We start from the raw sequence: 23,755 nt of genomic DNA, 5'->3' as shown, positions 1-23,755 counted from the left end.
TGCGACCACAAGGCGATAGGGACGGCCAGGGCGCGACCTTAACCTGTACCGCCCTCCGCGGATCTTGCTTGTCCCGCCGCTACTCCGCTGCCGCGGAAACGTCCATTTTGTCGACCCGCGCCGCGCAGAACTTGAACTCCGGAATCTTGCCGAAGGGGTCGAGCTGCGGGTTGGTCAGCATGTTGGCCGCCGCCTCGTTGAAGCAGAAGGGGATGAAGACCATCTCTTCGGGCACGTCGCTGTCGGCGCGAACGTGCAGCGCGATCTCGCCGCGGCGCGTCGACACCTTCACCATGTCACCCGGCTCCAGGCCCATCGCGCGCAGCTGGCGCGGATGCAGGCTGGCCACGGCCTCCGGCTCCAGGTCGTCGAGCACCGTGGCGCGCCGGGTCATGGCGCCGGTGTGCCAGTGCTCCAGCATGCGGCCGGTGGTCAACACCATCGGATAGTCGTCATCCGGCAGCTCGTCCGGCGGCACCAGGCCGGCCGGCACGATCTTCGCGCGGCCGTCGGCGGTCGGGAAACCCTCGGCGAAGAGAATCTCGTTGCCCGGAACATCAGGGCCGTCCACCGGGTAGGTCACCGCATCCTCGCGCACCAGTCGGTCCCAGGTGATGTTGTTCAGCGAGGGCATGACCTCGGTCATCTCGGTGAAAACGTCCTTGGGATGGCTGTAGGTCCACTCCAGGCCGAGGCGCTGGGCGAGTTCCTGAATCAGCTCCCAGTCCTGGCGTGCCTCGCCCGGCGGCGGCGCCACCGGCCGCGCGATCTGCACCTCGCGATTGGTGTTAGTGAAGCTGCCCCACTTTTCCGCGTGGGCCGAGGCCGGCAGCACCACGTCGGCATGCCAGGCGGTCTCGGTCATGAAAATGTCCTGCACCACCAGATGATCCAGCTTGGCGAGGGCTTCGCGGGCATGACGCTGGTCCGGGTCGGACATGGCCGGGTTCTCACCCATGATGTACATGCCCTTGATCTGCCCGGCGATGACGGCATCGACGATCTCCACCACCGTCAGTCCGCGCTTCGGATCCAGCTTGGTGCCCCAGAACTTCTCGTAGTGCTCGCGCACCTCGTCCAGTTCCACCGACTTGTAGTCGGGATAGACCATGGGAATAAGCCCGGCGTCGGAAGCGCCCTGCACGTTGTTCTGGCCGCGCAGCGGATGCAGGCCGGTGCCGGGGCGGCCGATCTGACCGGTGATCATGGTCAGCGCGATGAGGCAGCGGGCGTTGTCGGTGCCGTGCACGTGCTGCGAGATGCCCATGCCCCAGAAAATGATCGACCGCTCGGAACGCGCAAAGGTCCGCGCCACGTCGCGGATGGTGGCGGCATCGATGCCGCAGACCTTCTCCATGGCCTCGGGCGAGAAGTCCTTCACCATGGCCTTCAGGTCTTCATAGCCGCTGGTATGCGCCTGGATGTACTGCTCGTCGGTGAGCCCTTCCTCGATGATCGTGTGGATCATCGCATTCAGCAGCGCCACGTCCCGGCCCGGCTTGAACTTCAGGTGCTTGTAGGCGTAGCGGTCCATCTGCTGGCCGCGCGGATCCATGACGATGATCTTGGCGCCGCGCTTGGCCGCGTTCTTCAGGAAGGTGGCCGCCACCGGGTGGTTCTGTCCCGGCCGCGCGCCGATGATGATCATGCAGTCGCTGTCCTTGGCGGCACCGAAGGGCGCCGTCACCGCGCCTGAGCCGATGCCCTCCATCAAGGCCGCCACCGAGGACGCGTGGCACAGCCGCGTGCAGTGGTCCACGTTGTTGGTGTGGAAGGCGGTGCGGATCAGCTTCTGGAAGAGATAGGCTTCCTCGTTGGAGCCCTTGGCCGAGCCGAAGCCGGCCATGCCGGAGGGGCCCATCTCGTCATAGACCTTCTTCAGGCCCGCCGCCGCCTTGTCCAGCGCCTCTTCCCAGGTCGCCTCGCGGAAGTGAGTCCAGGGGTTCAGCGGATCGACCTGGTCGTCCCAACGCTTGGGCGCGTCCTCGCGCCGGATCATCGGCTTGGTGAGGCGCTGCTTGTTGTAGATGTAGTCCCAGCCGAAGCGCCCCTTGACGCAGAGACGGTTCTGGTTGGCCGGGCCGTCGCGCCCGTCGATGTAGAGGATCTTGTCGTCCTTCACATGCACCGTGGTCTGACAGCCGACGCCGCAGTAGGGGCAGAGGGTGTCCACCGAGCGGTCCGCGAATTCGACCCGGGTGCCCTTCTCGTCCAGCAGGTTGGCTTCCATAAGCGCGCCGGTCGGGCAGGCCTGCACACACTCGCCGCAGGCCACGCAGGTGGAGCTGCCCATGGGATCGTCGAAGTCGAAGATCACCTTGGCGCCGTGGCCGCGGTAGGCCATGCCGATGACGTCGTTGACCTGGACTTCGCGGCAGGCGCGCACACAGAGGTTGCAGTTGATGCAGGCGTCCAGGTTCACCGCCATGGCGGTGTGGCTGTTGTCGGGCGCCCAGGTCTCGCGCGCCGGGAAGCGGCTCTCGGTGACGCCGATGTCGCTGGCCCAGTTCCAGAACTTGCTCTCCGGGTCGTGCGAGGTGGCGCGTTCCGGCTGGTCGGCGACCAGCAGTTCGAAAACCATGCCGCGCGCCTTCTCGGCGCGCTCGCTGGCGCTCTTCACCACCATGCCCTCGCGCGGCTCGCGGATGCAGGAGGCGGCCAGCACGCGCTCGCCCTCGATCTCCACCATGCAGGCGCGGCAGTTGCCGTCGGCGCGGTAGCCCGGCTCCGGCGAGTAGCAGAGGTGCGGGATCTTGGTGCCGTAGCGCGATGCCGCCTCCCAGATGCTCTCGCCGGGCAGGGCCTCGACTTCCTGGCCGTCCAGGGTGAAGCGGACCACTTCCTTCTTCGGGGCGGAGGTCATGGCGGTCATTTCAGCTCCTCCGGGAAGTACTTGAGGATCGAGGACAGGGGATTGGGCGCCGCTTGGCCGAGGCCGCAGATGGAGGCGTCGCGCATGACCTGCGCCAGTTCCTCCAGCAGGGAGACGTCCCAGGTCTTGCGGCTCATCAACTGCACCGCCTTTTCGGTCCCGTTGCGGCAGGGCGTACACTGGCCGCAGGATTCGTCCTCGAAGAAACGCATGAGGTTGAGCGCCGCGGCTTTCAGGTCGTCCTTGTCGGAGAGAATCACCACGGCGTGGGAGCCGACGAAGCAACCGAACTTGTCGAGCACGCCGAATTCCAGCGCCAAGTCGCCCATGGAGGCCGGCAGGATGCCGCCCGAAGCCCCACCGGGCAGATAGGCGCGGAACTCATGCCCCTCGGCCATGCCGTCGCAGTACTCGTCGATCAGTTCCTGGACCGAGATGCCGGCCGGCGCCAGCTTCACACCGGGCGACTTGACGCGGCCCGAGACGGAATAGGAGCGCAGACCCTTGCCGCCGTTGCGGCCGTGGGAAGCGAACCACTCGGCCCCCTTCTCCACGATGTCGCGCACCCAGAACATGGTCTCCACGTTCTGGTTCAGGGTCGGCTTGCCGAAGAGGCCGACCTCGGCAATGTAAGGCGGGCGGTGGCGCGGCAGGCCGCGCTTGCCCTCGATGGATTCCAGCATCGCCGACTCTTCGCCGCAGATATAGGCGCCGGCGCCACGGCGCAGTTCCAGCGGGCAATGCTCGGTGAGGCCCGCGGCCTCCAGCTTGGCGATCTCGCTGCTCAGGATCTCGCGGACCGCCGGATACTCGTCGCGGATGTAGATGTAGCAGCGCTCGCAGCCCACCGCCCAGGCGGCGATCAGCGCGCCCTCGAGAAAGCGGTGCGGATCGCTCTCCAGGTAGTGGCGGTCCTTGAAGGTGCCGGGCTCGCCCTCGTCGCCGTTGATGGACATGAGGCGTGGGCCGGGATAGCCGCGCACGATTTCCCACTTCTTGCCGGTCGGGAAACCGGCACCGCCGAGGCCGCGCAGGCTGGCGTCGGAGAGCGCGGTGATCAGTTCCTCGGGCGTGCGCTTGCCGGCCAGGCAGGCGCGCAGCAGCGTGTACCCGCCCCCGCCTCCATAGGCGGCAAAGTCGGTGTAGTCCGGGATTACCGCGTGGTGACCGCCCGCGGCGGCCGCCGCCAGGCTCTCCACCGTGGCGTTGTCGACATGGCGGTGGCCGACCTCGGCCACCGGCGCGCAGGCGCAGCGGCCCATGCAGGGGGCGGCCACGACACGGACCTGGCTGCCGACTTCCTGGGGCAGCGCCTTCAGAATGTCCTGGGCGCCCATCATCTCGCAGGTGATGGAATCGCAGACCCGGATAGTCAGCGGCGGCGGCGGCGTCTCGCCGTCGAGCACGATATCGAAGTGGGCATAGAAGGACGCCACCTCGTAGACCGCGGACATCGGCAGCTTCATCTCCTCCGACAGCGCCCGCAGGTGGCGCGCCGAGAGATGGCCGTAGTTGTCCTGAATGAGGTGAAGATGCTCGATCAGCAGATCGGGCCGCCGCGGCTTGTCGCCCAGCAGCGCCTGAACGTCGTCCAGCGCCTCGGCGTCAAGCTGACGGCCCTTGGGCGTGAATGGCGCCTTGCGGCGCCCCGAACCCGGATGAATCTGCCGCTCAAACGGGCGCGGCGTTCCCTCTGGCATAGACTAGTCTCCGATCCTGATACGTCCCCCCGAAGGAGGCCGTCCTACCCTGCCGACCGGTGTCGCTGCTGACTTCACCGTTACCGACTCTTTCTTCCGTATTTGCACGCTGCCCTGGGAGAACGACCTCCCTCAGGCCCGTGCCGCCTGACGCACGGTCAGGCCGATTTCCGCCGCCGAGGTCGCGATGGTGACACCGGCTGCACGCAAGGCGTCGATCTTGGCCGCCGCGTCGCCCTGGCCGAAGACGTTCACCGTCCCGGCATGGCCCATGCGCCGCTCGGTCGGGGCGTGCAGGCCGGCGACATAGGCGACGACGGGCTTGGGCGCCGGATTGGCGCTCAGGTAGGCCGCGGCCTCCTCCTCGTCGCTGCCGCCGATCTCGCCCAGCAGCACCACGCACTCGGTATCCGGGTCCTCGAAGAACAGCTTCAGGCAGTCGACGAAGCCCATGCCGTGCACCGGGTCGCCGCCGATGCCGATGGAGGTCGACTGGCCCAGGCGATAGGTGGAAATCTGCTCGATGACCTCGGAGGTCAGCGAGGCCGAGCGCGAGGCGATGCCGACCTTGCCCGGACGTTCCAGGTGCGCCGGCATGACGCCGATCTTGCAGCGCCCCGGGATCATGATGCCCTGGGAGTTGGGGCCGATCAGGCGGGTGTTGGAGCTTTCCAGGCGCTGCTTTACCCGCACCATGTCCAGCACCGGGATCCGCTCGGTCACGCAGACCAGCAGCTCCATGCCGGCGTCGATCGATTCGATGATGGCATCGGCCGCGTTGCGCGGCGGTACGAAGACCGCCGAGGCGGTCGCGCCGGTGGCCTCGCGCGCCTCGGCAACGGTGTCGAAGACCGGCAGGCCGAGATGGCCGCGCCCGCCCTTGCCCGGCACCACGCCGCCCACGACCTTGGTGCCGTAGGCGATGGCGCGCTCCATGTGATAGGTCGCCTGGGCGCCGGTGAAGCCCTGGCAGATGACCTTGGTGTCGCTGTCGATGAGGATCGCCATTACGCCGCCTTCCTGCCGGCGGCTTCCACCACCTTGGCGGCCGCCTGCCCGAGGCTCTGGGCAAAGGTCACGGGAATGCCCTGCGACATGAGGATCTTGCGCGCCAGCTCGCCGTTGGTGCCGGCGGCGCGGACGATGAGCGGCACGCGCAGCCCCTCCTCCTTGCAGGCCGCGGCGATGCCTTCGGCCACGGTGTCGCAGCGCAGGATGCCGCCGCCGTAGATGTTCACCAGGATGGCGCGCACCTCCGGATTGCGCAGCAGCAGCTTGAAGCCGTGCGTCACCTGGGCGCGCGTCGCCTCGGGACGGATGTCCATGAAGTCGGCGGGCTCGCCGCCATGTTCCTTCAGCAGATCGACCGTCGCCAGGGCCAGGCCGGCGCCGTTGCCCATGACACCGATATTGCCTTCCAGGCGCACGTAATTGAGGTTGTAGTCCCGCGCCTCGAGCTCGGCCGGGTCGACCTCCTCCTCGTCACGCAGGTTGGCCAGGTCCGGGTGGCGGAACTGGGCGTTGTCGTCCAGCACCATCTTCACGTCGAGGGCCAGCAGCTGCCCCTCGGCGGTGACCACCAGCGGGTTGATCTCGATGAGGCTGGCGTCGAAGTCCTGGAAGGCCTTGTTGAGCGCCTTCATCAGGGCCACCGCTTGATCGGCGGCGGCGCCATCCAGGCCGAGCTGACCGGCCAGGGCCGCCGCCGCTGACTCCTGCACGCCGTCGACCGGGTCGACCACCAGGGAAAGCATCTCGTCCGGCGCCGCGGCGAGGCGCGCCTCGATGTCGTTGCCGCCCTCGCGCGCAGCGATGATCGCCACCCGCCCGGCAGAGCGGTCGATCAGGGTGGCAAGGTAGATCTCGCGGTCGTAGCTGACGGCCTGCTCCACGTAGACCGAGCGCACCAGCTTGCCCTTGGCACCGGTCTGCGGCGTTACGAGGCGGCGCCCCAGCAGGCCCGCCGCGGCTTCGGCCACGGCCTCTGGTGTGTCGCAAAGCTGCACCCCGCCGGCATCCTGGCGCAGCCCGGCATGGATCTGCGCCTTGACGACCCAGCGGTCGCCACCGATGTCGCGGGCGGCCTCAGCCGCCTCCTCGGCGCTGCGCGCCAGCCGCCCGGCGGGGCTGTTCACGCCGTGCCGCCGCAGCAGTTCCTTGGCTTGGTATTCGTGGAGGTTCATGGATCCGCCCGCCTCATCATCCTTGGAAGCTAAATCAATGACTAAGACAGCGTTCTCTCACGGGGTCTGAGGTTCAGCTCTGTGGCATATGGTATACCAGAGACCACGCCTCAGCAATCGTTTTTCTCCTCTCAGACGCTGCTCAAGCCCCATGGATACCCTATCGGCAAAGCCAGGGACCATAAGGCCTTCGGCGGAGGCGGGCCCGAGCTGCCGCGGGCCCGCCCCTTCCGTGTCAGCCTTCCGACGCCCCGGCCGTAGCGGCCTCCTTCTTGGGCATGAACTTCCGGATAACCGGCACCAGGACCAAGCCGACGGCGCACAACAGGATAATGCCGGAGATGGGCCGTTCGACGAAGGTCATGGGATCGCCCTGAGAGGACAGCAGCGACTGCCGCAGCGAGCGTTCCGCCAGGGTGCCGAGCACGATGGCCAGCACCGCCGGCGCCACGGGATAGTCCAGCTTGCGCAGGATGTAGCCGGCGACGCCGAAGATCACCATCAGCCAGACATCCGACAGCAGCGCATTCGGGGAATAGCCGCCGACGAGGCAAAGCACGAAAATGATTGGCGCCAGGATGGTGAAGGGCATCACCAGCACCTTCACGAAGACCGGAATGAAGGCGACGTTGATAATCACCGTGAAGATGTTCGCCATGTAGAGCGAGCCGATCAGGCCCCAGACGAAATCCGGATGCTCGACGAAGAGCAGCGGCCCCGGACGCAGGCCCCAGATGATCATGCCGCCCAGCAGGATCGCCGTGGTCGGCGAACCCGGAATGCCGAGCGTCAGCATCGGCAGCATGGAACCTGTGGAAGCTGCGTTGTTGGCCGATTCCGGCGCCGCGACGCCGGTGACATTACCCTTGCCGAAGGACTCGGGGTCCTTGGAGAAGGTCTTCGCCAGGCCGTAGGCCATCAGCGAGCCAGGGGTGGCGCCGGCCGCCGGCAGAATGCCGACGATGTAACCCAGCACGCCGCTCCATATCGCGGTGAAGAAGTAGGTCTTGGCCCGCTTTATGTTGTCGATGATCGAGCGGAAGGTCGACTTTACGTAGTTGACCTGCATCGAGCCGCCGCTCGTTTCCATGGTCCAGAGGATCTCGCCGATGCCGTAGATGCCGATGGCGAGCACCAGGAAGCTGATCTGGCGCTGAAAGGCGGCGAGGTCGAAGAACACCAGGCGCGGCTTACCGGAGATAATGTCGTAACCGACCGTCGCCAGGACCAGGCCGATGAAGATCGAGAAAAGGGTTTTCGGGATATCGTCGCCGCCCAGACCGACGAAGGTGGCGAAGGCCAGCACCATGAGGGCGAACTCCTCCTGCGGGCCGAATTTCAGGGCGAAAGCGGCGAGCGGCGGAGCGGCCAGGGTGAAGAGCACGACGGAGACAGTGCCGCCGATAAAGGAGGCGAGCGCCGCCGCCATCAGTGCCTGGTCCCCCTTGCCCGACATGGCCAGGGGTCTCCCGTCGAAGACCGTTGCCACGGCTGTCGACGCCCCCGGTATGCCCAGAGTGATCGACGAGATGGCGCCCCCGTACATGGCGCCGTAGTAGATCGCGGCCAGGAAGATGATGGCCGCGTTGGGCGGCACCAGGAAAGTGAGCGGCAGCAGGATCGCCACGCCGTTCACGGAGCCCAGGCCCGGCATCGCACCGACAAAGAGGCCCACGATACAGCCGACGATCATCATCGCCAGATTGATCGGCTGCACCGCCTCGACCAAGCCGAGCATGAGAGGTTCGATGATAGTTTCCATGTCCGATTACCGCCTGCGTTTCCTTATTTAGTCCCTGTGTATGCGAACCGGAGTTGTGATCCGGCGCATCCCCCCGATAGGTCCGTCTCAGACGTCAGTAGATGAGGTCATAGAGCGGGTAGTAGAGCGGCTCGAGTGCGGACACGCCCTTCGGCAAAGGGGTGCTCAGCGCCCACTCGAACAGACAGAACATGACGACTGGCGCGCCGATCGCGAGCGACATGGTCATTGGCCAGGAGTGACGGCCCAGATAGCGGACGAAGGCGATCATGAACAGAAAGACCGCGATGTACATGCCGATGAAGTACGTGCCCAGCAGCAACAGCACCAGGCCGACCACCACCGGGCCGACGATGGCCACGGTATCCGCCGTCATGAAGAGCTCGTCCGAGCGCGACTGCGGCGTCACCCTGCGGAACCACCGGATGATCGTCCAGATGCTGGTCCCGAGCATGCCGGTCGCCAGCCAGAACGGCCAGGCGCCGCCGCCGGGGCCACTCTTCGGCACCCAGCCGACATTGAGCTCCGTGCTCTTCCACATGATCCCAGCGGACATGATGGCGAGGACAATCGCCACCAGCAATTCGGCAGTACGAACCCTCATACCGGCGCCTCCTTAAAACGCGCAGCTACGAAAACGAACAAAAATGTAAAAGATTGGGTCCGGACGCGGCCCTATGCCGCCATACTCTTAACTCACTGCGAGGGTCCGGGGGGTGATCCGGATATCACCCCCCTTCCCCGTAGCTACGCTTACTCGCCAGTGATGGCCTTGGCACCGACCTTCGCGATCAGAGCCTCGTGGCGCGCCAGCTGCTTCTTGTGGAATTCAGCCAGATCGTCACCAGCCACCCAGTTGTCGCACATCAGACCTTCGTCCGTGCAGAAGTTCTGCCACTGGTCGGAGTTGAAGACCTTCTCGAAGAGGCTGATGTAGAACTCCTGAGCTTCCTTCGACATGCCCGGAGGCGCATTGAAGGAACGCTGCATGAAGTAGACGATGTCGTGACCCAACTCCTTGGCCGTCGGCACGTCCGGGAAGGCCGCAAGACGCTCGTCGGTGAACTGCACCAGCGGCCTGCTCTGCCCCGCCTTGTAGAAGGACATCTGCTCAGACGGGTTGTTGACCGTCGAGGCGATGTGCTTGCCGATCAGGTTCTTGGCGACAGTGCCGCCACCCGGGAACGGAATGTAGGTGATGTTGTTGATACCGTACTCGGCCTGCAGCATGGCGAAGAGGATCGAGTCCTCCTGGCCCTTGCCGGTGCCGCCCACATTCCAGGTGTCAGCCGCCTTCACAGCCTTCACCCAGTCGTCCAGCGAGTTGATGCCGGAGTCGGAAGTCACCCACAGCTGGAAGGTATCCAGCGCCATCAGGCCGATCGGCGTGAACTTCGTCACGTCCACACCCAGGCCTTTGTTGATGATCGGGGTGGTGTAGTAGCTGTTCAGCGTGACGAGAACGGTGTGATCGTCACCAGCCTTGTCCTGCAGGTAGCGCAGGGCCTCGGCGCCCGAACCGCCAGGCTTGTTGATCGGGATGAACGGTCGCGGAGACAGGTCATTCTGGTCGATGATGCCCTGGATCAGACGCGCAAGCTGGTCAGCACCGCCGCCAGTACCCGCCATGATGATCATCTCGACAGGCTTTTTCGGTTCCCAAGCCTGGGCCGGCGTCACAACGCCCGACACCGCAACACTCAGGCCCAGCGCAAGCGCGCACCCGGTCAGAGCTCTTCTGGTAACTGTCATGCTGATTTACCTCCCGTGGTTTTTTTTGAATAGGTTTTCAGGGTATTCCCCATAAGGTTGAAAACCCAGTACAAACTGAACCTCGAACCTTATCCTTTTCGTTCTTCTTAGCGTTCCATAGGCACGTCATGGGCATCCATGGTGTGTGGTATACAAAATACCGTGAGACGCGCCTCAGGTCCACTCTTCTTATTGCCGAAAGAGAAATTAGAGAGATTTATTGCAGCGCAATATTTCACGATACGTAAATCTTCCTGATTCTCGTCCGTTACTTTTCTTAAAGCTGAACAGGGACTTAAGCATCCTACTTCGGCTCTTCTTGCCGGCAGCGTTGCCGCTGGACGGCTACCCCTGTTCGCATGCGCGTTATCCGAGCTGCCGGCAGCGCGCCACGACCAAGCATAACTCCCCTCGGACAAACCGGCGAGAGGTGGCTTTGGTCTGGAAAATAAACCAGAGGTTGATAGAGAAGAAGCCATCGGCGCCGGCACGCCATCTGCCGGACGATACACATCGACGTGTGGACCCGGGCGCCGCATTACCTGCCCTCCGCGACGGCCGCCGAAGGCGACCGCCGGGCGCAACCGGGAACAACCCGATCCCTAGTGCATAAGCAGGATCGGCAGGTCAGCGTGATCGACAACATACTGCGTCACTCCGCCCAGGATGAGTTCGCGCTGCCGGCTCTGGCCGTAGGCCCCCATGAGCAGGCAGTCGGCGCCGGCCTTCTTGGCGCCGGCAAGCAGGACCTCCCCCACCGAGGAGGAGCCGCGCTTGAAATCCTGCACACTGCAGGACACGCCGTGGGATTCCAGATAGATCTTGGCTTCCTCCGCGGAGATCGGCTGGGCCTTCTCCGAAGACGCCAGCAGCACCACCGCATCGGCCTCCTTCAGGATCGGCAACCCGGCGGTCAAGGCGCGCGAGGCTTCGCCGCTGCCGTTCCAGGCGATGGCGACCTTGGCGCCGACCTCGGAGACCGGCTTTGCCGGGCACATGAGCACCAGCTTACCGGATTCCAGCAGCGCGGCCTGCAAGGTGTTGAGGCCGAGGTTCTGCTCGTAGTCGGGCTGCGGCACCGCAATGAGGTCGACCAGGCGCCCGCGCAGGCCGATCACGTTCGCCTGCTTGCCGGTGGCCTCCCGCCAAGTGGCCGAAACCGCGTCCTGGGGCCAGGGGAAGTTGTCGACCTCTGGAACGCCGTGGCTGGCGCAGTAGTCGTCGAAGAGCTTGCGGACCTTGCCCTCTTCCTCGTCAGCAAGGCTGCTGGCGGAGCCCACGATGCTCTTGCGCAGGCTGGAGGGAAGAGGCACGCCGTAGGGGATCATGTCCTCCGGCTTCGGCCGGCAGTGAAGCACTTCCAGGTGTGCATTGTGGCGCTTGGCCAGGCTCAAGGCATGATCCAGCACACCCTCACCCTTGCCGTCGCCGCGTACCGGCACCAGTATCGAACGCAATGTCATCCCGCTTCCTCCCTGTAAGCCCGCTTCGGCTTATTCTTGCAGGTACTAACCGCACCCTTCGGCGGCCGGGGTTTGTCCCTACCCCTTTGCCGGCCGCCGAGGGCGTAAAACGAGCCGCTAGAAGAGGCCCTCGATCATGCCGGCATCGTCGAGCCGGATACTGTTGGCCGAAGGCACCCGCGGCAGCCCGGGCATGGTCATGATCTCGCCGCAGATGGCGACGATGAAGCCGGCGCCCGCCGAGAGGCGCACCTCGCGCACCGGCACGGCATGGTCGCTGGGCGCGCCGCGCAGGTTCGGATCGGTCGAGAAGCTGTACTGGGTCTTGGCCATGCAGACCGGCAACTCGCCGTAGCCCGCCTCTTCCCACTGCTTGAGCTGATCGCGCACCTTCTTGTCCGCGATCGCCCCGGAGGCGCCGTAGATCTCCTTGCAGATCGTGTCGATCTTCTCGAAGAGCGGCAGCTTGTCGTCGTAGAGCGGCTTGAACTTGGCCTCACCGGAGTCGATCAGACCGACCACCTTGTTGGCCAGTTCCTCGGTGCCTTCGGAGCCCTTGCCCCAGTGCTCGCAGATCACCGCCTCGACGCCCTGGCTCTTGGCGAACTCCTGGATCGCCGCCAGCTCGGCCTCGCTGTCCTTGATGAAGCGGTTGATGGCGACCACCGCCGGCACGCCGAACTTCTTCACGTTTGAAATGTGGCGGCCCAGGTTGGCGCAGCCCTTCTTCAGGGCGTCGACGTTCTCATCGCCGAGCGCGTCCTTGGCGACGCCGCCGTGCATCTTCAGGGCGCGCACCGTGGCCACGATAACGACAGCCTCCGGATTGAGCCCGGCCTTGCGGCACTTGATGTCGAAGAACTTTTCCGCGCCCAGGTCGGCGCCGAAGCCGGCCTCGGTGACCACGTAGTCGGCCAGCTTCAGGGCCGTCTTGGTGGCGGAGACCGAGTTGCAGCCGTGGGCGATGTTCGCGAAGGGACCGCCGTGGATGAAGGCGGGATTGTTCTCCAGCGTCTGCACGAAGTTCGGCATCAAGGCGTCCTTCAGCAGCACCGTCATCGGGCCGTCGGCCTTCACGTCGCGGGCGTAGATCGGCTCGCGGTCGCGGGTGTAGGCGATGACGATGTCGCCCAGGCGCCGCTGCAGGTCGGCCAGGCCGTCGGCCAGGCAGAAGATCGCCATGATCTCCGAGGCCACGGTGATGTCGAAGCCGGTCTGCCGCGGGAAGCCGTTGGCCACGCCGCCCAACGAGGTGATGGTGTCGCGCAGCGCGCGGTCGTTCATGTCCAGCACCCGGCGCCAGGAAACGCGGCGCGCGTCGATGCCCAGCTCGTTGCCCCAGTAGATATGGTTGTCGATCAGAGCCGAGAGCAGGTTGTGGGCCGAGGTAATGGCATGGAAGTCGCCGGTGAAGTGAAGGTTGATGTCCTCCATTGGCACCACCTGGGCATAGCCGCCGCCGGCGGCGCCGCCCTTCATGCCGAAGCAGGGGCCCAAGGAAGGCTCGCGCAGGCAGATCATCGCCTTCTTGCCGATGCGGTTCAGGCCGTCGCCCAGCCCCACGGTCGTGGTGGTCTTGCCCTCGCCGGCCGGCGTCGGGGAGATCGCCGTCACCAGGATCAGCTTGCCGTCCTTGTTCTTCTTGATGGACTCCAGGTAGTCGAAACTGACCTTCGCCTTGGTCGGCCCGTATTGCATCAGGGCCTCCGCCGGCATGTTCAGCTTCGCGCCGATCTCGGTGATCGGCTTCATATCGGCTTCGCGGGCGATTTCGATGTCGGACTTTGACATAGCGCTATTCTGCCTGTTTTCTGATGATTGCTGTCTGCCCCGGCGAACCGGGGCGCTCCCTGCTTAGCTGCCGAGTTTTGCCCCTTCGGCAAGGCCGGCCTTCGCCGCGAAGTCGCCGGCGGAAATTTTCTTGTCGTCGTGCGGACGCACCCGCTCGACCCGGATGGCGCCGCCGTTCGCCGCGACGGTGAAGCTGTCGCCGTCGACGGCCAGCACGCTGCCCGGCTCGCCGGTGCCCTCCACCTTGCGGCAGTCGAAGATCTTCAACTCGTTGCCGTTGCAGGTGGTCCAGGCGCCGGGCTGCGGGTTGGTGCCGCGAATCAGGTTGTAGACCTCGTCGACCGGCTTCGACCAATCGATCTCGGCGTCGGCCTTGCGGCACCAGCTCTCGTAGGTCGCCTTGCTGTGGTCCTGCGGCGTCTTCGTGACCTTGCCCTCGCGCACTAGGTCGACGCACTCGCACATGGCGTCCACGCCCATGGGGAAGAGGTGGTTGAAGTACAGCGTGCCGAGGGTATCGTCGGGGCCGATGTCGACCGTCTTCTGCATGATGATCGGACCCTCGTCCAGGCCCTCGTCGGGCTCGAAGATGGTCAGGCCGGTCTGCTTCGATCCCATGATGATCGGCCAGTTGATCGAGCTGGGCCCGCGGTGCAGCGGCAGCAGCGAGGGGTGATACTGGATGGTCCCCTTGGTCGGCAGGTCGACGACGTCCTGGGGCACGAACAGGGTCACGTAGGCCATAACGCAGAGGTCCGGCTCGAAGGAGGCCATCAGTTCCTTGGCCTCCGGCGTTTTCCATGACGACGGCTGGTGCAGCGGCAGGCCCTTTTCCAGGGCGAACTCCTTCAAGGGGTCGGTCGGCCGCCCCTCCTTGTCGGGCGCGCAGAACACACCGACGACGTTCTCACCCCGCTCGAGAAGCTTCTCGAGCACCGCTTTACCGAAGGCCTGCTGGCCGTGGACGACTATCCGCATCCCCGTATTCCCCGTATGTCTTTAGACCAATGGTCTTGATTGCTGATGAGCGTTGATTCGCGTCGCGGCGTCTGATCTCGCCGCGACGCCTAACATTCACTCGGCGGCAGCCTGCTCCGGCATATCGCCGAGCGCACCGCTCGCCCAGGTATCCTGCACCTCCTCTTCGGAGAGGCCGAGAACGTCCTTGAGGATCTCGTTGGTGTGCTCACCCAGCAGCGGCGAGCGCTGCACATCGGCCGGCGAGGCGGACAGCTTCACCGGGCAGCCCACGGTCAGGTACTTGCCGCGTTCCGGGTGATCCACCTCGACGATGGTGCCGGTCTCGCGCAGGCTCGGCTCCTCAGCCAGCTCCTTCATGGAGAGGATCGGACCGCAGGGAATGTTGAGCGGATTGCAGGCTTCCATGACCTCGAACTTGGTCTTGGTCTTGGTCCACTCCTCGATGGTGTCGAAGATCTGTGGAATCTTGTCGAGGCGGGCCTCCGGCTTGGCGTAGCCCTCCTGCTCCTTCCACTCCGGCTTCCCGATCAGGTCGCAGATGTTGCCCCAGACCGCGGCCTGGGTGATGAAGTAGACGTAGGCGTTGGGGTCGGTCTCCCAGCCCTTGCACTTCAGGATCCAGCCCGGCTGGCCGCCGCCCGAGTCGTTGCCGGCGCGCGGCACCGCATCGCCGAATTCGATGCCCTGACCGAACTGGCTGTACTCCTTCAGGGGGCCGTGCTCGAGACGCTGCTGGTCGCGCAGCTTAACCCGGCAGAGGTTCAGCACGCCGTCCTGCATGGCCGCCAGGACGCGCTGGCCCTTGCCGGATTTCTCGCGGTGGAACAGCGCCGTCACGATGCCGAGGGCCAGGTGCAGGCCGGTGCCGGAGTCGCCGATCTGGGCGCCGGTCACGGTCGGCGGGCCATCCAGAAAGCCGGTAGTCGAGGCCGAGCCGCCGGTGCACTGGGCGACGTTCTCGTACACCTTGCAGTCCTCATAGGGGCCGGGGCCGAAGCCCTTGACCGATGCGTAGATCATGCGCGGGTTGATCTTCTGCACGTCGTCCCAGCCGAAGCCCATGCGATCCAGCGCGCCGGGGGCGAAGTTCTCGACCAGCACGTCGCAGGACTGCACCAGCTTGGTCAGTACTTCCTTGCCCTTGTCGCTCTTGGTGTTGAGCGTGATGGAACGCTTGTTGTGGTTCAGCATGGTGAAATAGAGGCTGTCGACATCGGGGATGTCGCGCAGCTGGCCGCGTGTGGCATCACCAACGCCCGGGCGCTCGACCTTGATCACGTCGGCACCGAACCAGGCCAGAAGCTGCGTACAGGTCGGGCCGGACTGGACGTGGGTGAAATCGAGAATACGGACGCCTTCTAGAGCTTTCATCTTGTGCTCCTGTATCTTGAATAGCTGGCTCTGCCGAGCCTGATTATTTTTTGGAAACCACGCTCTGCGGGTTGAGATTGCCGATGCGCCCACTCTCGGTGCCGGCCTTCTCGTCGATCACCGCGTTGACCAGGGACGGCTTCCCGGAGGCCAGGGCCTCCTTGACGGCACGGCTCAGCTCGTCCGGCGAGGTGGCGTAGTAACCGACGCCGCCGAAGGCCTCCATCATCTTGTCGTAGCGGGAGTCCTTGACGAAGACCGTGGTCGCGACGTCGGAGCTCCCGGAGGGATTGACGTCGGTGCCGCGGTAGATGCCGCCGTTGTTGAAGACGACGACACAGACCGGCAGGTTGTAGCGGCAGATCGTCTCGATCTCCATGCCCGAGAAGCCGAAGGCGCTGTCGCCCTCGACGGCCAGCACCGGGCAGCCGGTCTCCACCGCCGCGGCCACGGCCTGGCCCATGCCGATGCCCATGACGCCCCAGGTGCCGACGTCCAGGCGCTTGCGCGGCTTGTACATGTCGATGATGGAACGCGCGAAGTCCAGGGTGTTGGCGCCCTCGTTGACCAGGATGACGTCCTGGTTCTCCGCGATGACGTCCTTCAGGGCGCCCAGCGCGCCGTGGAAGTCCATCGGTACGTTGTTGTTGCGCAGGCGCGGCGCCATCTTGGCGATATTGCCGTCCTTCTTCTCCTTGACCGCGCTGGTCCACTCGGCCGGCGGGGCGGTCCAGTTGTCACCCATGCCCTTCACCAGGGCGGAGACGCAGGAGCCGATGTCGCCGACCAGCGGGGCCGCGATCTCGACGTTGCTGTCCATCTCCCTGGGGTCGATGTCGATCTGCACGAACTTCTTCGGCTCCGTGCCCCACTGCTTGCCCTTGCCGTGCGACAGCAGCCAGTTCAGGCGTGCGCCGATCAGCATGACGACGTCGGATTCCTTCAGCACCAGAGAGCGCGCCGGGCCCGCGGACTGCGGGTGGTCGTCGGGCAGCAGGCCCTTGGCCATGCTCATCGGCAGGTAGGGGATGCCGCTTTTCTCGACCAGCGCGCGGATGTCGTCGTCGACCTGGGCGTAGGCAGCGCCCTTGCCCAGGATGATCAGCGGCTTCTTGGCGCCCTTCAGCACCTCCAGCGCCCGCTTGACGGCTTCCGGCGCCGGGATCTGGGCCGGCGCGGCGTCGATCACCTTGACCAGGGACTTGCGCCCGGCCTCGGCGTCCATCACCTGGCCCAGCAGCTTGGCCGGCAGGTCGAGGTAGACGCCGCCGGGGCGCCCGGAGACGGCTGCGCGGATGGCGCGCGCAATGCCGATGCCGATGTCCTCGGCGTGGAGAATGCGATAGGCCGCCTTGCACAGCGGCTTGGCGATGGCCAGCTGGTCCATCTCCTCATAGTCGCCCTGCTGCAGGTCGACGATCTCGCGCTCGGAGGAGCCGCTGATGAGGATCATCGGGTAGCAGTTGGTCGTGGCATGGGCCAGCGACGTCAGGCCGTTGAGAAAACCGGGCGCCGACACAGTCAGACAGATGCCGGGCTTTTGGGTCAGGAAGCCGGCGATGGCGGCGGCATAGCCCGCGTGCTGTTCGTGCCGGAAGGACAGAACGCGCAGGCCCTCGGCCTGCATGTAGCGGCCCAGATCCGTAATCGGGATACCGGGCACGTTATAGATCGTCTCAATGTCGTTGAGCTTCAGCGCGTCGATAACGAGGTGAAAGCCGTCTGTGAGTTCCTGCGGTTCGGCGGCTTCGCCAGAAGCGAGCGTGTCGAGAGCCGGATCGCTCATGCGTGTCTCCATAGTTCCATGTTGCCTCCGAGGCGCACCGCTATTGGCTGCGGCTTCCGCCAGGTATTCATTCAGTCCAGATAGTCGACGTGCTTTTCGATATGCGCCGCCAGATTCAAGGTGTGCTCGCGAGACAGCCGTTCGGCCAGCTCCGCATCGCGCGCCTCCAAAGCTTCGATGATGTGCATGTGATCGATGATCGAGCGGTTGGCGCGGTCCTGCTCGTTGATGGTGCGCGCGCGAATGCCCTTCATGTGCAGGAACAGGCGATCCGCCGTCTCCTTCAGCAGCGCGCAGCCGCTCATCTCCAGGATGGCCTGATGGAATTCGATGTTGCGGTCGGAATACTCGTCGATGTGGGCCTGCATCTGGCCGTTCTCGAAGGAGGTGAAGATCTCGCGCAGCGAGGCGATCTGCTCGTCGCTGGCCTTCTCCGTGATCAGGCGGCAGGCCATGCTCTCCAGGGCCGCCCAGACGGTGATCATCTCCAGGATTTCCTTGCGCGTCTTGCGCACGATGAAGACCCCGCGGCGCGGGATCACGGTGACCAGGCCTTCCTGCTCCAGACGCGCCAAGGCCTCGCGGATCGGCGTGCGGCTGATGCCGAGCTGTTCGGAGAGCTGCCGCTCGTCGAGCTTCAGCTCGGCGTCGTCGGCATAGATGTTCATCGACGTGATGCCGTCGCGCAGCGTCTCGTAAATATGCCCCTTCAGGCTGAAGGTGTTTTCGATCGGCTTGAATTCGAGCTTGCTCGGCAGCATGGCGACCTTCAGCGTTAAAGAGCTTCGAGAAAGGGTTTGCACCGGCGTGCGCCCGAGGGCGTCTGGTTCGTGGTATACATTAGCCCAGACACCAGGGGGCGACAACAAGAATCCCGTTATGAAAACGCCAAGAAGTTATCCACAGAAGCGATCCTGCTTCTTAGATAACGAGTGATAACATCCTGTCATCACAGAGAACTCTGACCTTGTTGCAATGCAAACAAGAGACGGATCAGGCTGGGCTTCGCGCGCCTTGGCGGGCGCTGCAGGGCCAATTCAGGGGCTCTCCGGACCGGGATTCAGTCCGATTTTCCGACCTCAAGGAATGTTATCACGCAAAAAGACATCGATGCGGATCCGTTCCTGGTCGGCGACGAAGTCGAAGCCCTCGCAGGCCGAGAGCAGCACCCGCGCGGCGCTGCGCGCCTCGTGGCCCGGGTCCTGGTTGATGACGGCGTCGATGGTGCCGCGCACCAGTTGCTTGCGGGTAAAGGGCGTGAGGTCGTGGGCGATGAAGACGATGTCCCGCTGCCGGCCCGCGGCCTCCAGCGCCCTGACGATGCCGCGGTTGCCGGCGCCGACATTGTAGATGCCGACCATGTCCGGGGTCTCCGCCAGCAGCGCCCGGGTAACCGCCTCGACCTTCTCATAGTCGTCGCGTCCCTCGCGCACCGGCAGCACCTCCAGGTGCGGGAACTCGCGGGCCATGATCTGTTCGAAACCGAACTGCCGCTCGACGTGGTCGCGCAGGGCGAGCGAACCGGCGATCAGGCCGACCTTGCCCGGCCCCTTTTCGGGGGAGCGCGGTCCGACGAAGCGCCCCAGCAGCATGGCGGCCGTGCGCCCGGCGGCGGTGTTGTCGATGCCGACGTAGTGGGCGCGCTTTGAGCCCGGCGCGTCGGAGACCAGGGTCACCACCTTGACCCCCGCCTCCACCAGGCCGTTGAGGGCCTCGCGCACCAGGGGGTGGTCCAGGGCCACCACCGCCACCCCGTCGTAGGAGTCGCCGAGGGACTCCAGTTCGTCGGCCAGGGCCTGGGCGTCGAAGACGTCGACCTGGTGGACGGAGATGCGCACGCGCTCCACCGACAGGCGCTGGGCGGCGGCCTCGACCTCCGCCTGCAGGTTCTGCATGAAGGTGTTGGTGCCCTTGGGCAGGATGAAGCAGAAACGGTAGTCGCGCGCCCGCGCCAGGCGCGCGGCCAGGCGGTCGGGCTGATAGGCCAGCTTGTCGGCCGCCGCCTCGACGCGCTGCACCGTCGCCGGGCGCACGCCCGGGCGGCGGTTAAGCACGCGGTCCACGGTGGCGACGCTGACGCCGGCCTCCCGGGCGACATCCTGAATGGTGATGCGCAACTGTCTTACCTCCCTGTCGGGGGCAAGCATGGCAGGCGGCGATGAAGGGCGCAACTCAGTAGATGAGGTTATAACCTCGCCGCAGCCTCTTCGCGAAAACGGCTCAGGAGCGCTCGAAACCGCGCTTCAGCTCCCAGTCGGTGACCCGGCGGTCGTATTCCAGCTGCTCCCACTTGGCGGTGTGGACGTAGTGGTCGATGACGTTGTCGCCGAAGGCCGCGCGCAGCATCTTGGACTTCTCCAGCGCCGTGATCGCCTCGCGCAGGGTCTTGGGGATATCGCGCAGCTTCTTGCCGCCGGAATAGGCGTCGCCGGAATAGGGCTCCGGCAGGTCCAGCTTCTCCTCGATGCCCGCCAGGCCCGCCGCCAGGAGCGCAGAGAAGGCGAGATAGGGATTGAGGTCGCCGCCGCCGACCCGGCATTCGATGCGGATCGCCTTGGAGCCCTCGCCGCAGAGACGGAAACCCGCGGTGCGGTTGTCCAGGCTCCAGATCGCCTTGGTCGGCGCGAAGGTGCCGGCCTGGAAACGCTTGTAGGAGTTGATGTAGGGCGCCAGGAAATAGGTGATGTCGTCGGCGTACTTCAGCTGCCCGGCGACGAACTGGCGCATGGTCTTGGACATCGTGTAGTCGGCCTTGGGATCGAAGAACAGCGGCTTCTTGCCGGCCTTGTCCCACAGCGAGGCGTGGATATGGCAGGAGTTGCCGGCCAGCTCGTAGTTCCACTTGGCCATGAAGGTCAGCGCCTTGCCCTTCTGGTGGGCGATCTCCTTGCAGGCGTTCTTCAGGATCACGTGGTTGTCGGCCATGGGCAGGGCCGCGTCGTAGCGCACGTTGATCTCTTCCTGGCCGGGCCCCCACTCGCCCTTGGAGTTCTCCACCGGGATGCCGGCGCCCTGCAGGCCCTTGCGGATGGCCCGCATCACCTCCTCCTCCTTGGTGGTCTGGAAGATGTGATAGTCCTCGATGTAGTAGCCCTCGGTCTTGAGGTCCTGAAAGTGCTTCTGGTGGGCGCTCTCGTAGGTCTCGTCGAAGAGGTAGAACTCCAGCTCCGAGGCCAGGAAGGGCTTGTAGCCCTTCTTCGCCAGGCGCTCGACCTGGGCCTGCAGGATAGCCCGCGGCGAGTGCGGGATGGGCGCGTGGTGGTGATGGTCCAGCACGTCGCAGAGCACCAGGGCCGTGCCCTCCAGCCAGGGCAGCACCCTGAGGGTCGAAAGGTCGGGCTTGAGGACGAAGTCGCCGTAGCCCTGGGCCCAGTTGGCGGCCTCGTAGCCCGGGACCGGCTCCATGTCGATGTCGTTGGCCAGCAGGTAATTGCAGGCGTGGGTCTCGTCCTCGGCGGTATCGACGAAGAACTCGGCCTGGAAGCGCTTGCCCACCAGGCGCCCCTGCATGTCGACCATGCAGACCAGCACGGTATCGATGGCGCCGTTGGCGACGTTTTCCTTCAACATCTGAAGAGTGATAAGACCTGACATCGGAATGGAACTCCGGTTCGCAAAGATCGAGGGGGCGGGCGCCCCCTCACTGGAATGAAAAATGACCCCGCACAATAATCGCCCGGATGCCGCCGGTCGAGGCTCGTTAGGAGGCAGCGGCGGCCCCGGCCTGCAACTCTCCGGCGCAGTCCCGCCGGGCCATCAGTTCCCGTCGTGGAGGCGGTGGTTGATGCCCGTCAGGCCGCGCCGCGCCTCGTCGTAGAGCCCGAAAAGCCGGCCGTAGGCCGCGTGGCGGCCGGCGTCCGGGCGGTTCTCCTCGATAATCTTGGCGCAGCGGCGCACCGCCTCCTCCGGCGTGGCGAAGACGCCGCCGCCGACCCCGGCGACCAGCGCCGCCCCGAAGGAGGCGTCGCCGTTGGCCGGCACCTTGATGGTCAGCCCGGTGACGTCGGCGATGATCTGGCGCCAGGTGGCGCTGCGCGCGCCGCCGCCCAGCAGGCGCATGTCGCCGAAGGTCGCCCCCGACAGCTCCTTGGCCGCCAGCAGCACGTCGTTGAGCGCGAAGGCGATGCCCTCGTAGCAGGCCCGCGCAAAGTGGGCGCGCGTATGGCCCAGGGTGAGCCCTATGAAGTCGCCGCGCAGCTTGGGGTCCCAGTGCGGCGCCCGCTCGCCCATCAGGTAGGGATGGAAGATCAGGCCGTCCGAGCCCGGCGCGATGCCGCCGGCCAGGCGGTCCATCTCGGCGAAGGCCGTGTCCTGGGGCAGATCGGCGAAGAAGGTGTCGCGCACCCAGCGGTGGGCCGTGGCGCAGGCGTTGATGCCGGAGGCCATGTACCAGAGCCCCGGCAGGATGTGCGGATAGCAGGAGACCGGCGGGTGCACCTCCGGCCGGTCGCAGGCCAGGAAGACCACGCCGGCCGTGGCCAGCTTGATGGCCCCCTTCCCCGCCTCGATGGCGCCGGCGCCGTAGAGCTCCACCGTGGTGTCGTTGGAGCCGATCACCACCGGCGTGCCGGGGGCCAGGCCCGTCGCCCGGGCCGCCGCCTCGCTAACCTCTCCGGCGATGGCCTCCGGCGCGTCGACCGGCGGCAGGGTCGCCATGTCCCAGCCGATCAGCCCGCAGATGTCCGGCGACCAGCCGCGGGTCTCGACGTCCGACATCAGCGCGCCCAGGACGTCGGAATAGTCGGTCGCCCAGTCGCCGGTCAGGCGGCCGCGCAGCCAGTCCTTGGCGATGTAGAGGCGCCGGGTGCGGGCCACCGCCTCCGGCTCGTGCTTCTGCAGCCAGGCGAGCTGGCAGAGGCTCCAGGTCGGGTTGGCGCGGTTCAGGCCCGTGGCGATGATCATCTCGCCGGCGCGCGCGTGCAACTCGGCCGCCTCGGCGGTGCTGCGCTGGTCGTTCCACATGATGGCCGGGCGGATCACCTCCCCCTCGGCGTCCTCCAGCACCGCGATGTGGGCGCCCGCCGAGATGCCGACGGCGGCAATGTCGGCGGCCGGCAGGCCCGCCTTCTCCAGCACCTGGGGCACCACCGTGCAGAGCGCCTGCCACCATTCCGCCGGATCCTGCTCGGACCAGCCGGGCTTGGGGTTCGCGGTGGTGATGGGCGCCGCGGCCTCGGCCAGGGTCGCGCCCGCGTCGTCGATCAGGGTCGCCTTGAGGCTGCCCGCACCAAGGTCGACGCCGAGAAGGACGGTCATAGGGGGCCGCCTCCCGCCGCCTCGTCCAGGGGCGTGACGTAAGCGGCATGAATGCCGCCGTCGACCAGGTAGCCGGCGCCCGTCACGTAGCTGGCGGCGTCCGAGCAGAGGAAGAGCGCGACCTCCGCCACCTCGACCGCTTTGCCGAAACGCCCCATGGGCATGTGGACACGGCGGCGCTCCAGCTTCTCCTCGGTGTCGAAGAGCTGGGCGGTCAGCGGTGTGCCGATCGGCCCCGGCAGCAGGGCGTTGGCGCGGATGTTGCGGCGGCCGTACTGCACGGCGATCTCCCGGGTCATGGCGAGGACGCCGCCCTTGGAGGCGGTGTAGGCCAGCTGCGGTACCGCCGCGCCCATGACCGCCACCAGGGAGGACATGTTGAGGATGGCCCCGCCGCCGGCCCGCTGCAATGCCGGCAGGCCGAAGCGGCAGCAGTGGAAGACGCCGGTCAGATTGATGGCGATGGTGCGGTCCCAGACCGACTGCGCGGTGTCCTCCGGCCCGTTGTCGCCGTTCAGCATCACCCCGGCGTTGTTGAACAGGGTGTCAACCGCGCCCAGGCGCTCCTCGGCCGCGGCGATCATCGCGGCCACCGAGTCGGGGTCGGCCACGTCCACCGTGATGGCGGTCGCCGTGCCGCCGGCCGCGACGATCTCGCCGGCCGTGGACTCGGCGGTCCCGGCATCAACGTCGGCCACCGCCACCGCCGCGCCTTCGCGGGCGAAAAGCAGCGCCGCCTCCCGGCCGATGCCGGCGCCTCCGCCGGTGATCACCGCGTGTTTGCCCGCCATGCGCCCTGCGCTCATCGAAGTCCCCCTCCAGGTGCCAGGGTCCGGGT

Annotated in this window: 17 protein-coding genes; all 17 read right to left on the bottom strand. The window is 65.9% G+C overall.

The annotated features are described in order from the left end of the window. Positions 1-79: 79 nt before the first annotated feature. The 17 genes from fdhF to H7X47_RS12780 all read right to left on the bottom strand — a co-directional run bounded on the left by fdhF (position 80) and on the right by H7X47_RS12780 (position 23,708). Positions 80-2,872 (bottom strand): formate dehydrogenase subunit alpha, encoded by a 2,793-nt coding sequence (fdhF, locus tag H7X47_RS12860; RefSeq protein ID WP_227010443.1) that lies wholly within the window; start codon positions 2,870-2,872, stop codon positions 80-82. Continuing rightward, on the bottom strand, positions 2,869-4,572 hold the full coding sequence (locus H7X47_RS12855; protein WP_193369080.1) for an NAD(P)H-dependent oxidoreductase subunit E: 1,704 nt from the start codon (positions 4,570-4,572) through the stop codon (positions 2,869-2,871). Before H7X47_RS12855 ends, fdhF begins: the two co-directional genes overlap by 4 nt. 132 nt (positions 4,573-4,704) lie before the next feature. Continuing rightward, on the bottom strand, positions 4,705-5,580 hold the full coding sequence (gene sucD, locus H7X47_RS12850) for a succinate--CoA ligase subunit alpha (protein WP_193369079.1): 876 nt from the start codon (positions 5,578-5,580) through the stop codon (positions 4,705-4,707). After that, on the bottom strand, positions 5,580-6,755 hold the full coding sequence (gene sucC / locus H7X47_RS12845) for an ADP-forming succinate--CoA ligase subunit beta (protein ID WP_193369078.1): 1,176 nt from the start codon (positions 6,753-6,755) through the stop codon (positions 5,580-5,582). The genes sucD and sucC overlap by 1 nt, the downstream gene beginning before the upstream one ends. A gap of 235 nt (positions 6,756-6,990) precedes the next feature. Then, positions 6,991-8,517, bottom strand: a complete 1,527-nt coding sequence (locus H7X47_RS12840; RefSeq protein WP_193369077.1) for a tripartite tricarboxylate transporter permease — start codon at positions 8,515-8,517, stop codon at positions 6,991-6,993. Between the two features lie 94 nt (positions 8,518-8,611). Then, entirely contained in the window at positions 8,612-9,121 is a 510-nt protein-coding gene (locus tag H7X47_RS12835; protein ID WP_193369076.1) for a tripartite tricarboxylate transporter TctB family protein, read from the bottom strand. Positions 9,122-9,270: 149 nt separating this feature from the next. Then, a complete protein-coding gene (locus H7X47_RS12830) occupies positions 9,271-10,269 on the bottom strand; it encodes a Bug family tripartite tricarboxylate transporter substrate binding protein (RefSeq protein WP_193369075.1) in 999 nt (332 codons plus the stop codon). A 602-nt stretch (positions 10,270-10,871) separates the two neighbouring features. Further along, entirely contained in the window at positions 10,872-11,732 is an 861-nt protein-coding gene (locus H7X47_RS12825; RefSeq protein ID WP_193369074.1) for a universal stress protein, read from the bottom strand. A 117-nt stretch (positions 11,733-11,849) separates the two neighbouring features. Next, entirely contained in the window at positions 11,850-13,523 is a 1,674-nt protein-coding gene (locus H7X47_RS12820; protein WP_193369073.1) for a formate--tetrahydrofolate ligase, read from the bottom strand. A 63-nt stretch (positions 13,524-13,586) separates the two neighbouring features. Then, positions 13,587-14,501 (bottom strand): methionyl-tRNA formyltransferase, encoded by a 915-nt coding sequence (locus H7X47_RS12815; RefSeq protein ID WP_193369072.1) that lies wholly within the window; start codon positions 14,499-14,501, stop codon positions 13,587-13,589. Positions 14,502-14,597: 96 nt separating this feature from the next. After that, positions 14,598-15,875, bottom strand: a complete 1,278-nt coding sequence (frc, locus tag H7X47_RS12810; protein ID WP_193369071.1) for a formyl-CoA transferase — start codon at positions 15,873-15,875, stop codon at positions 14,598-14,600. A 43-nt stretch (positions 15,876-15,918) separates the two neighbouring features. After that, complete coding sequence (oxc, locus tag H7X47_RS12805; protein WP_193369070.1) at positions 15,919-17,661, bottom strand: oxalyl-CoA decarboxylase; 1,743 nt, start codon at positions 17,659-17,661, stop codon at positions 15,919-15,921. Between the two features lie 71 nt (positions 17,662-17,732). Continuing rightward, positions 17,733-18,422, bottom strand: coding sequence for a GntR family transcriptional regulator (locus H7X47_RS12800; protein ID WP_193369069.1), 690 nt, complete (start codon positions 18,420-18,422; stop codon positions 17,733-17,735). A 318-nt stretch (positions 18,423-18,740) separates the two neighbouring features. Then, complete coding sequence (locus H7X47_RS12795) at positions 18,741-19,778, bottom strand: LacI family DNA-binding transcriptional regulator (RefSeq protein ID WP_322096482.1); 1,038 nt, start codon at positions 19,776-19,778, stop codon at positions 18,741-18,743. Positions 19,779-19,881: 103 nt separating this feature from the next. Beyond that, positions 19,882-21,255: a glutamine synthetase family protein gene (locus H7X47_RS12790; RefSeq protein WP_193369067.1), complete on the bottom strand. Its 1,374-nt coding sequence runs from the start codon at positions 21,253-21,255 to the stop codon at positions 19,882-19,884. A 162-nt stretch (positions 21,256-21,417) separates the two neighbouring features. After that, positions 21,418-22,917, bottom strand: coding sequence for a xylulokinase (xylB, locus tag H7X47_RS12785; protein WP_193369066.1), 1,500 nt, complete (start codon positions 22,915-22,917; stop codon positions 21,418-21,420). Then, positions 22,914-23,708, bottom strand: a complete 795-nt coding sequence (locus H7X47_RS12780) for an SDR family oxidoreductase (RefSeq protein WP_227010442.1) — start codon at positions 23,706-23,708, stop codon at positions 22,914-22,916. Before H7X47_RS12780 ends, xylB begins: the two co-directional genes overlap by 4 nt. Positions 23,709-23,755: the final 47 nt, after the last annotated feature.

The organism is Pelagibius marinus (assembly GCF_014925385.1).
Classification (GTDB): Bacteria; Pseudomonadota; Alphaproteobacteria; order Kiloniellales; family Kiloniellaceae; genus Pelagibius; species Pelagibius marinus.
This window is presented reverse-complemented; position numbering and strand designations above follow the sequence as displayed.

Excerpts from the sequence above, each read along its gene's own strand:
- frc (WP_193369071.1), bottom strand. The coding sequence starts at position 15,875 with ATGAAAGCTCTAGAAGGCGTCCGTATTCTCGATTTCACCCACGTCCAG.
- H7X47_RS12830 (WP_193369075.1), bottom strand. The coding sequence starts at position 10,269 with ATGACAGTTACCAGAAGAGCTCTGACCGGGTGCGCGCTTGCGCTGGGC.
- H7X47_RS12780 (WP_227010442.1), bottom strand. The coding sequence starts at position 23,708 with ATGGCGGGCAAACACGCGGTGATCACCGGCGGAGGCGCCGGCATCGGC.
- sucC (WP_193369078.1), bottom strand. The coding sequence starts at position 6,755 with ATGAACCTCCACGAATACCAAGCCAAGGAACTGCTGCGGCGGCACGGC.
- H7X47_RS12855 (WP_193369080.1), bottom strand. The coding sequence starts at position 4,572 with ATGCCAGAGGGAACGCCGCGCCCGTTTGAGCGGCAGATTCATCCGGGT.
- xylB (WP_193369066.1), bottom strand. The coding sequence starts at position 22,917 with ATGACCGTCCTTCTCGGCGTCGACCTTGGTGCGGGCAGCCTCAAGGCG.
- H7X47_RS12815 (WP_193369072.1), bottom strand. The coding sequence starts at position 14,501 with ATGCGGATAGTCGTCCACGGCCAGCAGGCCTTCGGTAAAGCGGTGCTC.
- oxc (WP_193369070.1), bottom strand. The coding sequence starts at position 17,661 with ATGAGCGATCCGGCTCTCGACACGCTCGCTTCTGGCGAAGCCGCCGAA.
- H7X47_RS12835 (WP_193369076.1), bottom strand. The coding sequence starts at position 9,121 with ATGAGGGTTCGTACTGCCGAATTGCTGGTGGCGATTGTCCTCGCCATC.
- fdhF (WP_227010443.1), bottom strand. The coding sequence starts at position 2,872 with ATGACCGCCATGACCTCCGCCCCGAAGAAGGAAGTGGTCCGCTTCACC.
- H7X47_RS12825 (WP_193369074.1), bottom strand. The coding sequence starts at position 11,732 with ATGACATTGCGTTCGATACTGGTGCCGGTACGCGGCGACGGCAAGGGT.
- H7X47_RS12840 (WP_193369077.1), bottom strand. The coding sequence starts at position 8,517 with ATGGAAACTATCATCGAACCTCTCATGCTCGGCTTGGTCGAGGCGGTG.
- H7X47_RS12820 (WP_193369073.1), bottom strand. The coding sequence starts at position 13,523 with ATGTCAAAGTCCGACATCGAAATCGCCCGCGAAGCCGATATGAAGCCG.
- sucD (WP_193369079.1), bottom strand. The coding sequence starts at position 5,580 with ATGGCGATCCTCATCGACAGCGACACCAAGGTCATCTGCCAGGGCTTC.
- H7X47_RS12800 (WP_193369069.1), bottom strand. The coding sequence starts at position 18,422 with ATGCTGCCGAGCAAGCTCGAATTCAAGCCGATCGAAAACACCTTCAGC.
- H7X47_RS12790 (WP_193369067.1), bottom strand. The coding sequence starts at position 21,255 with ATGTCAGGTCTTATCACTCTTCAGATGTTGAAGGAAAACGTCGCCAAC.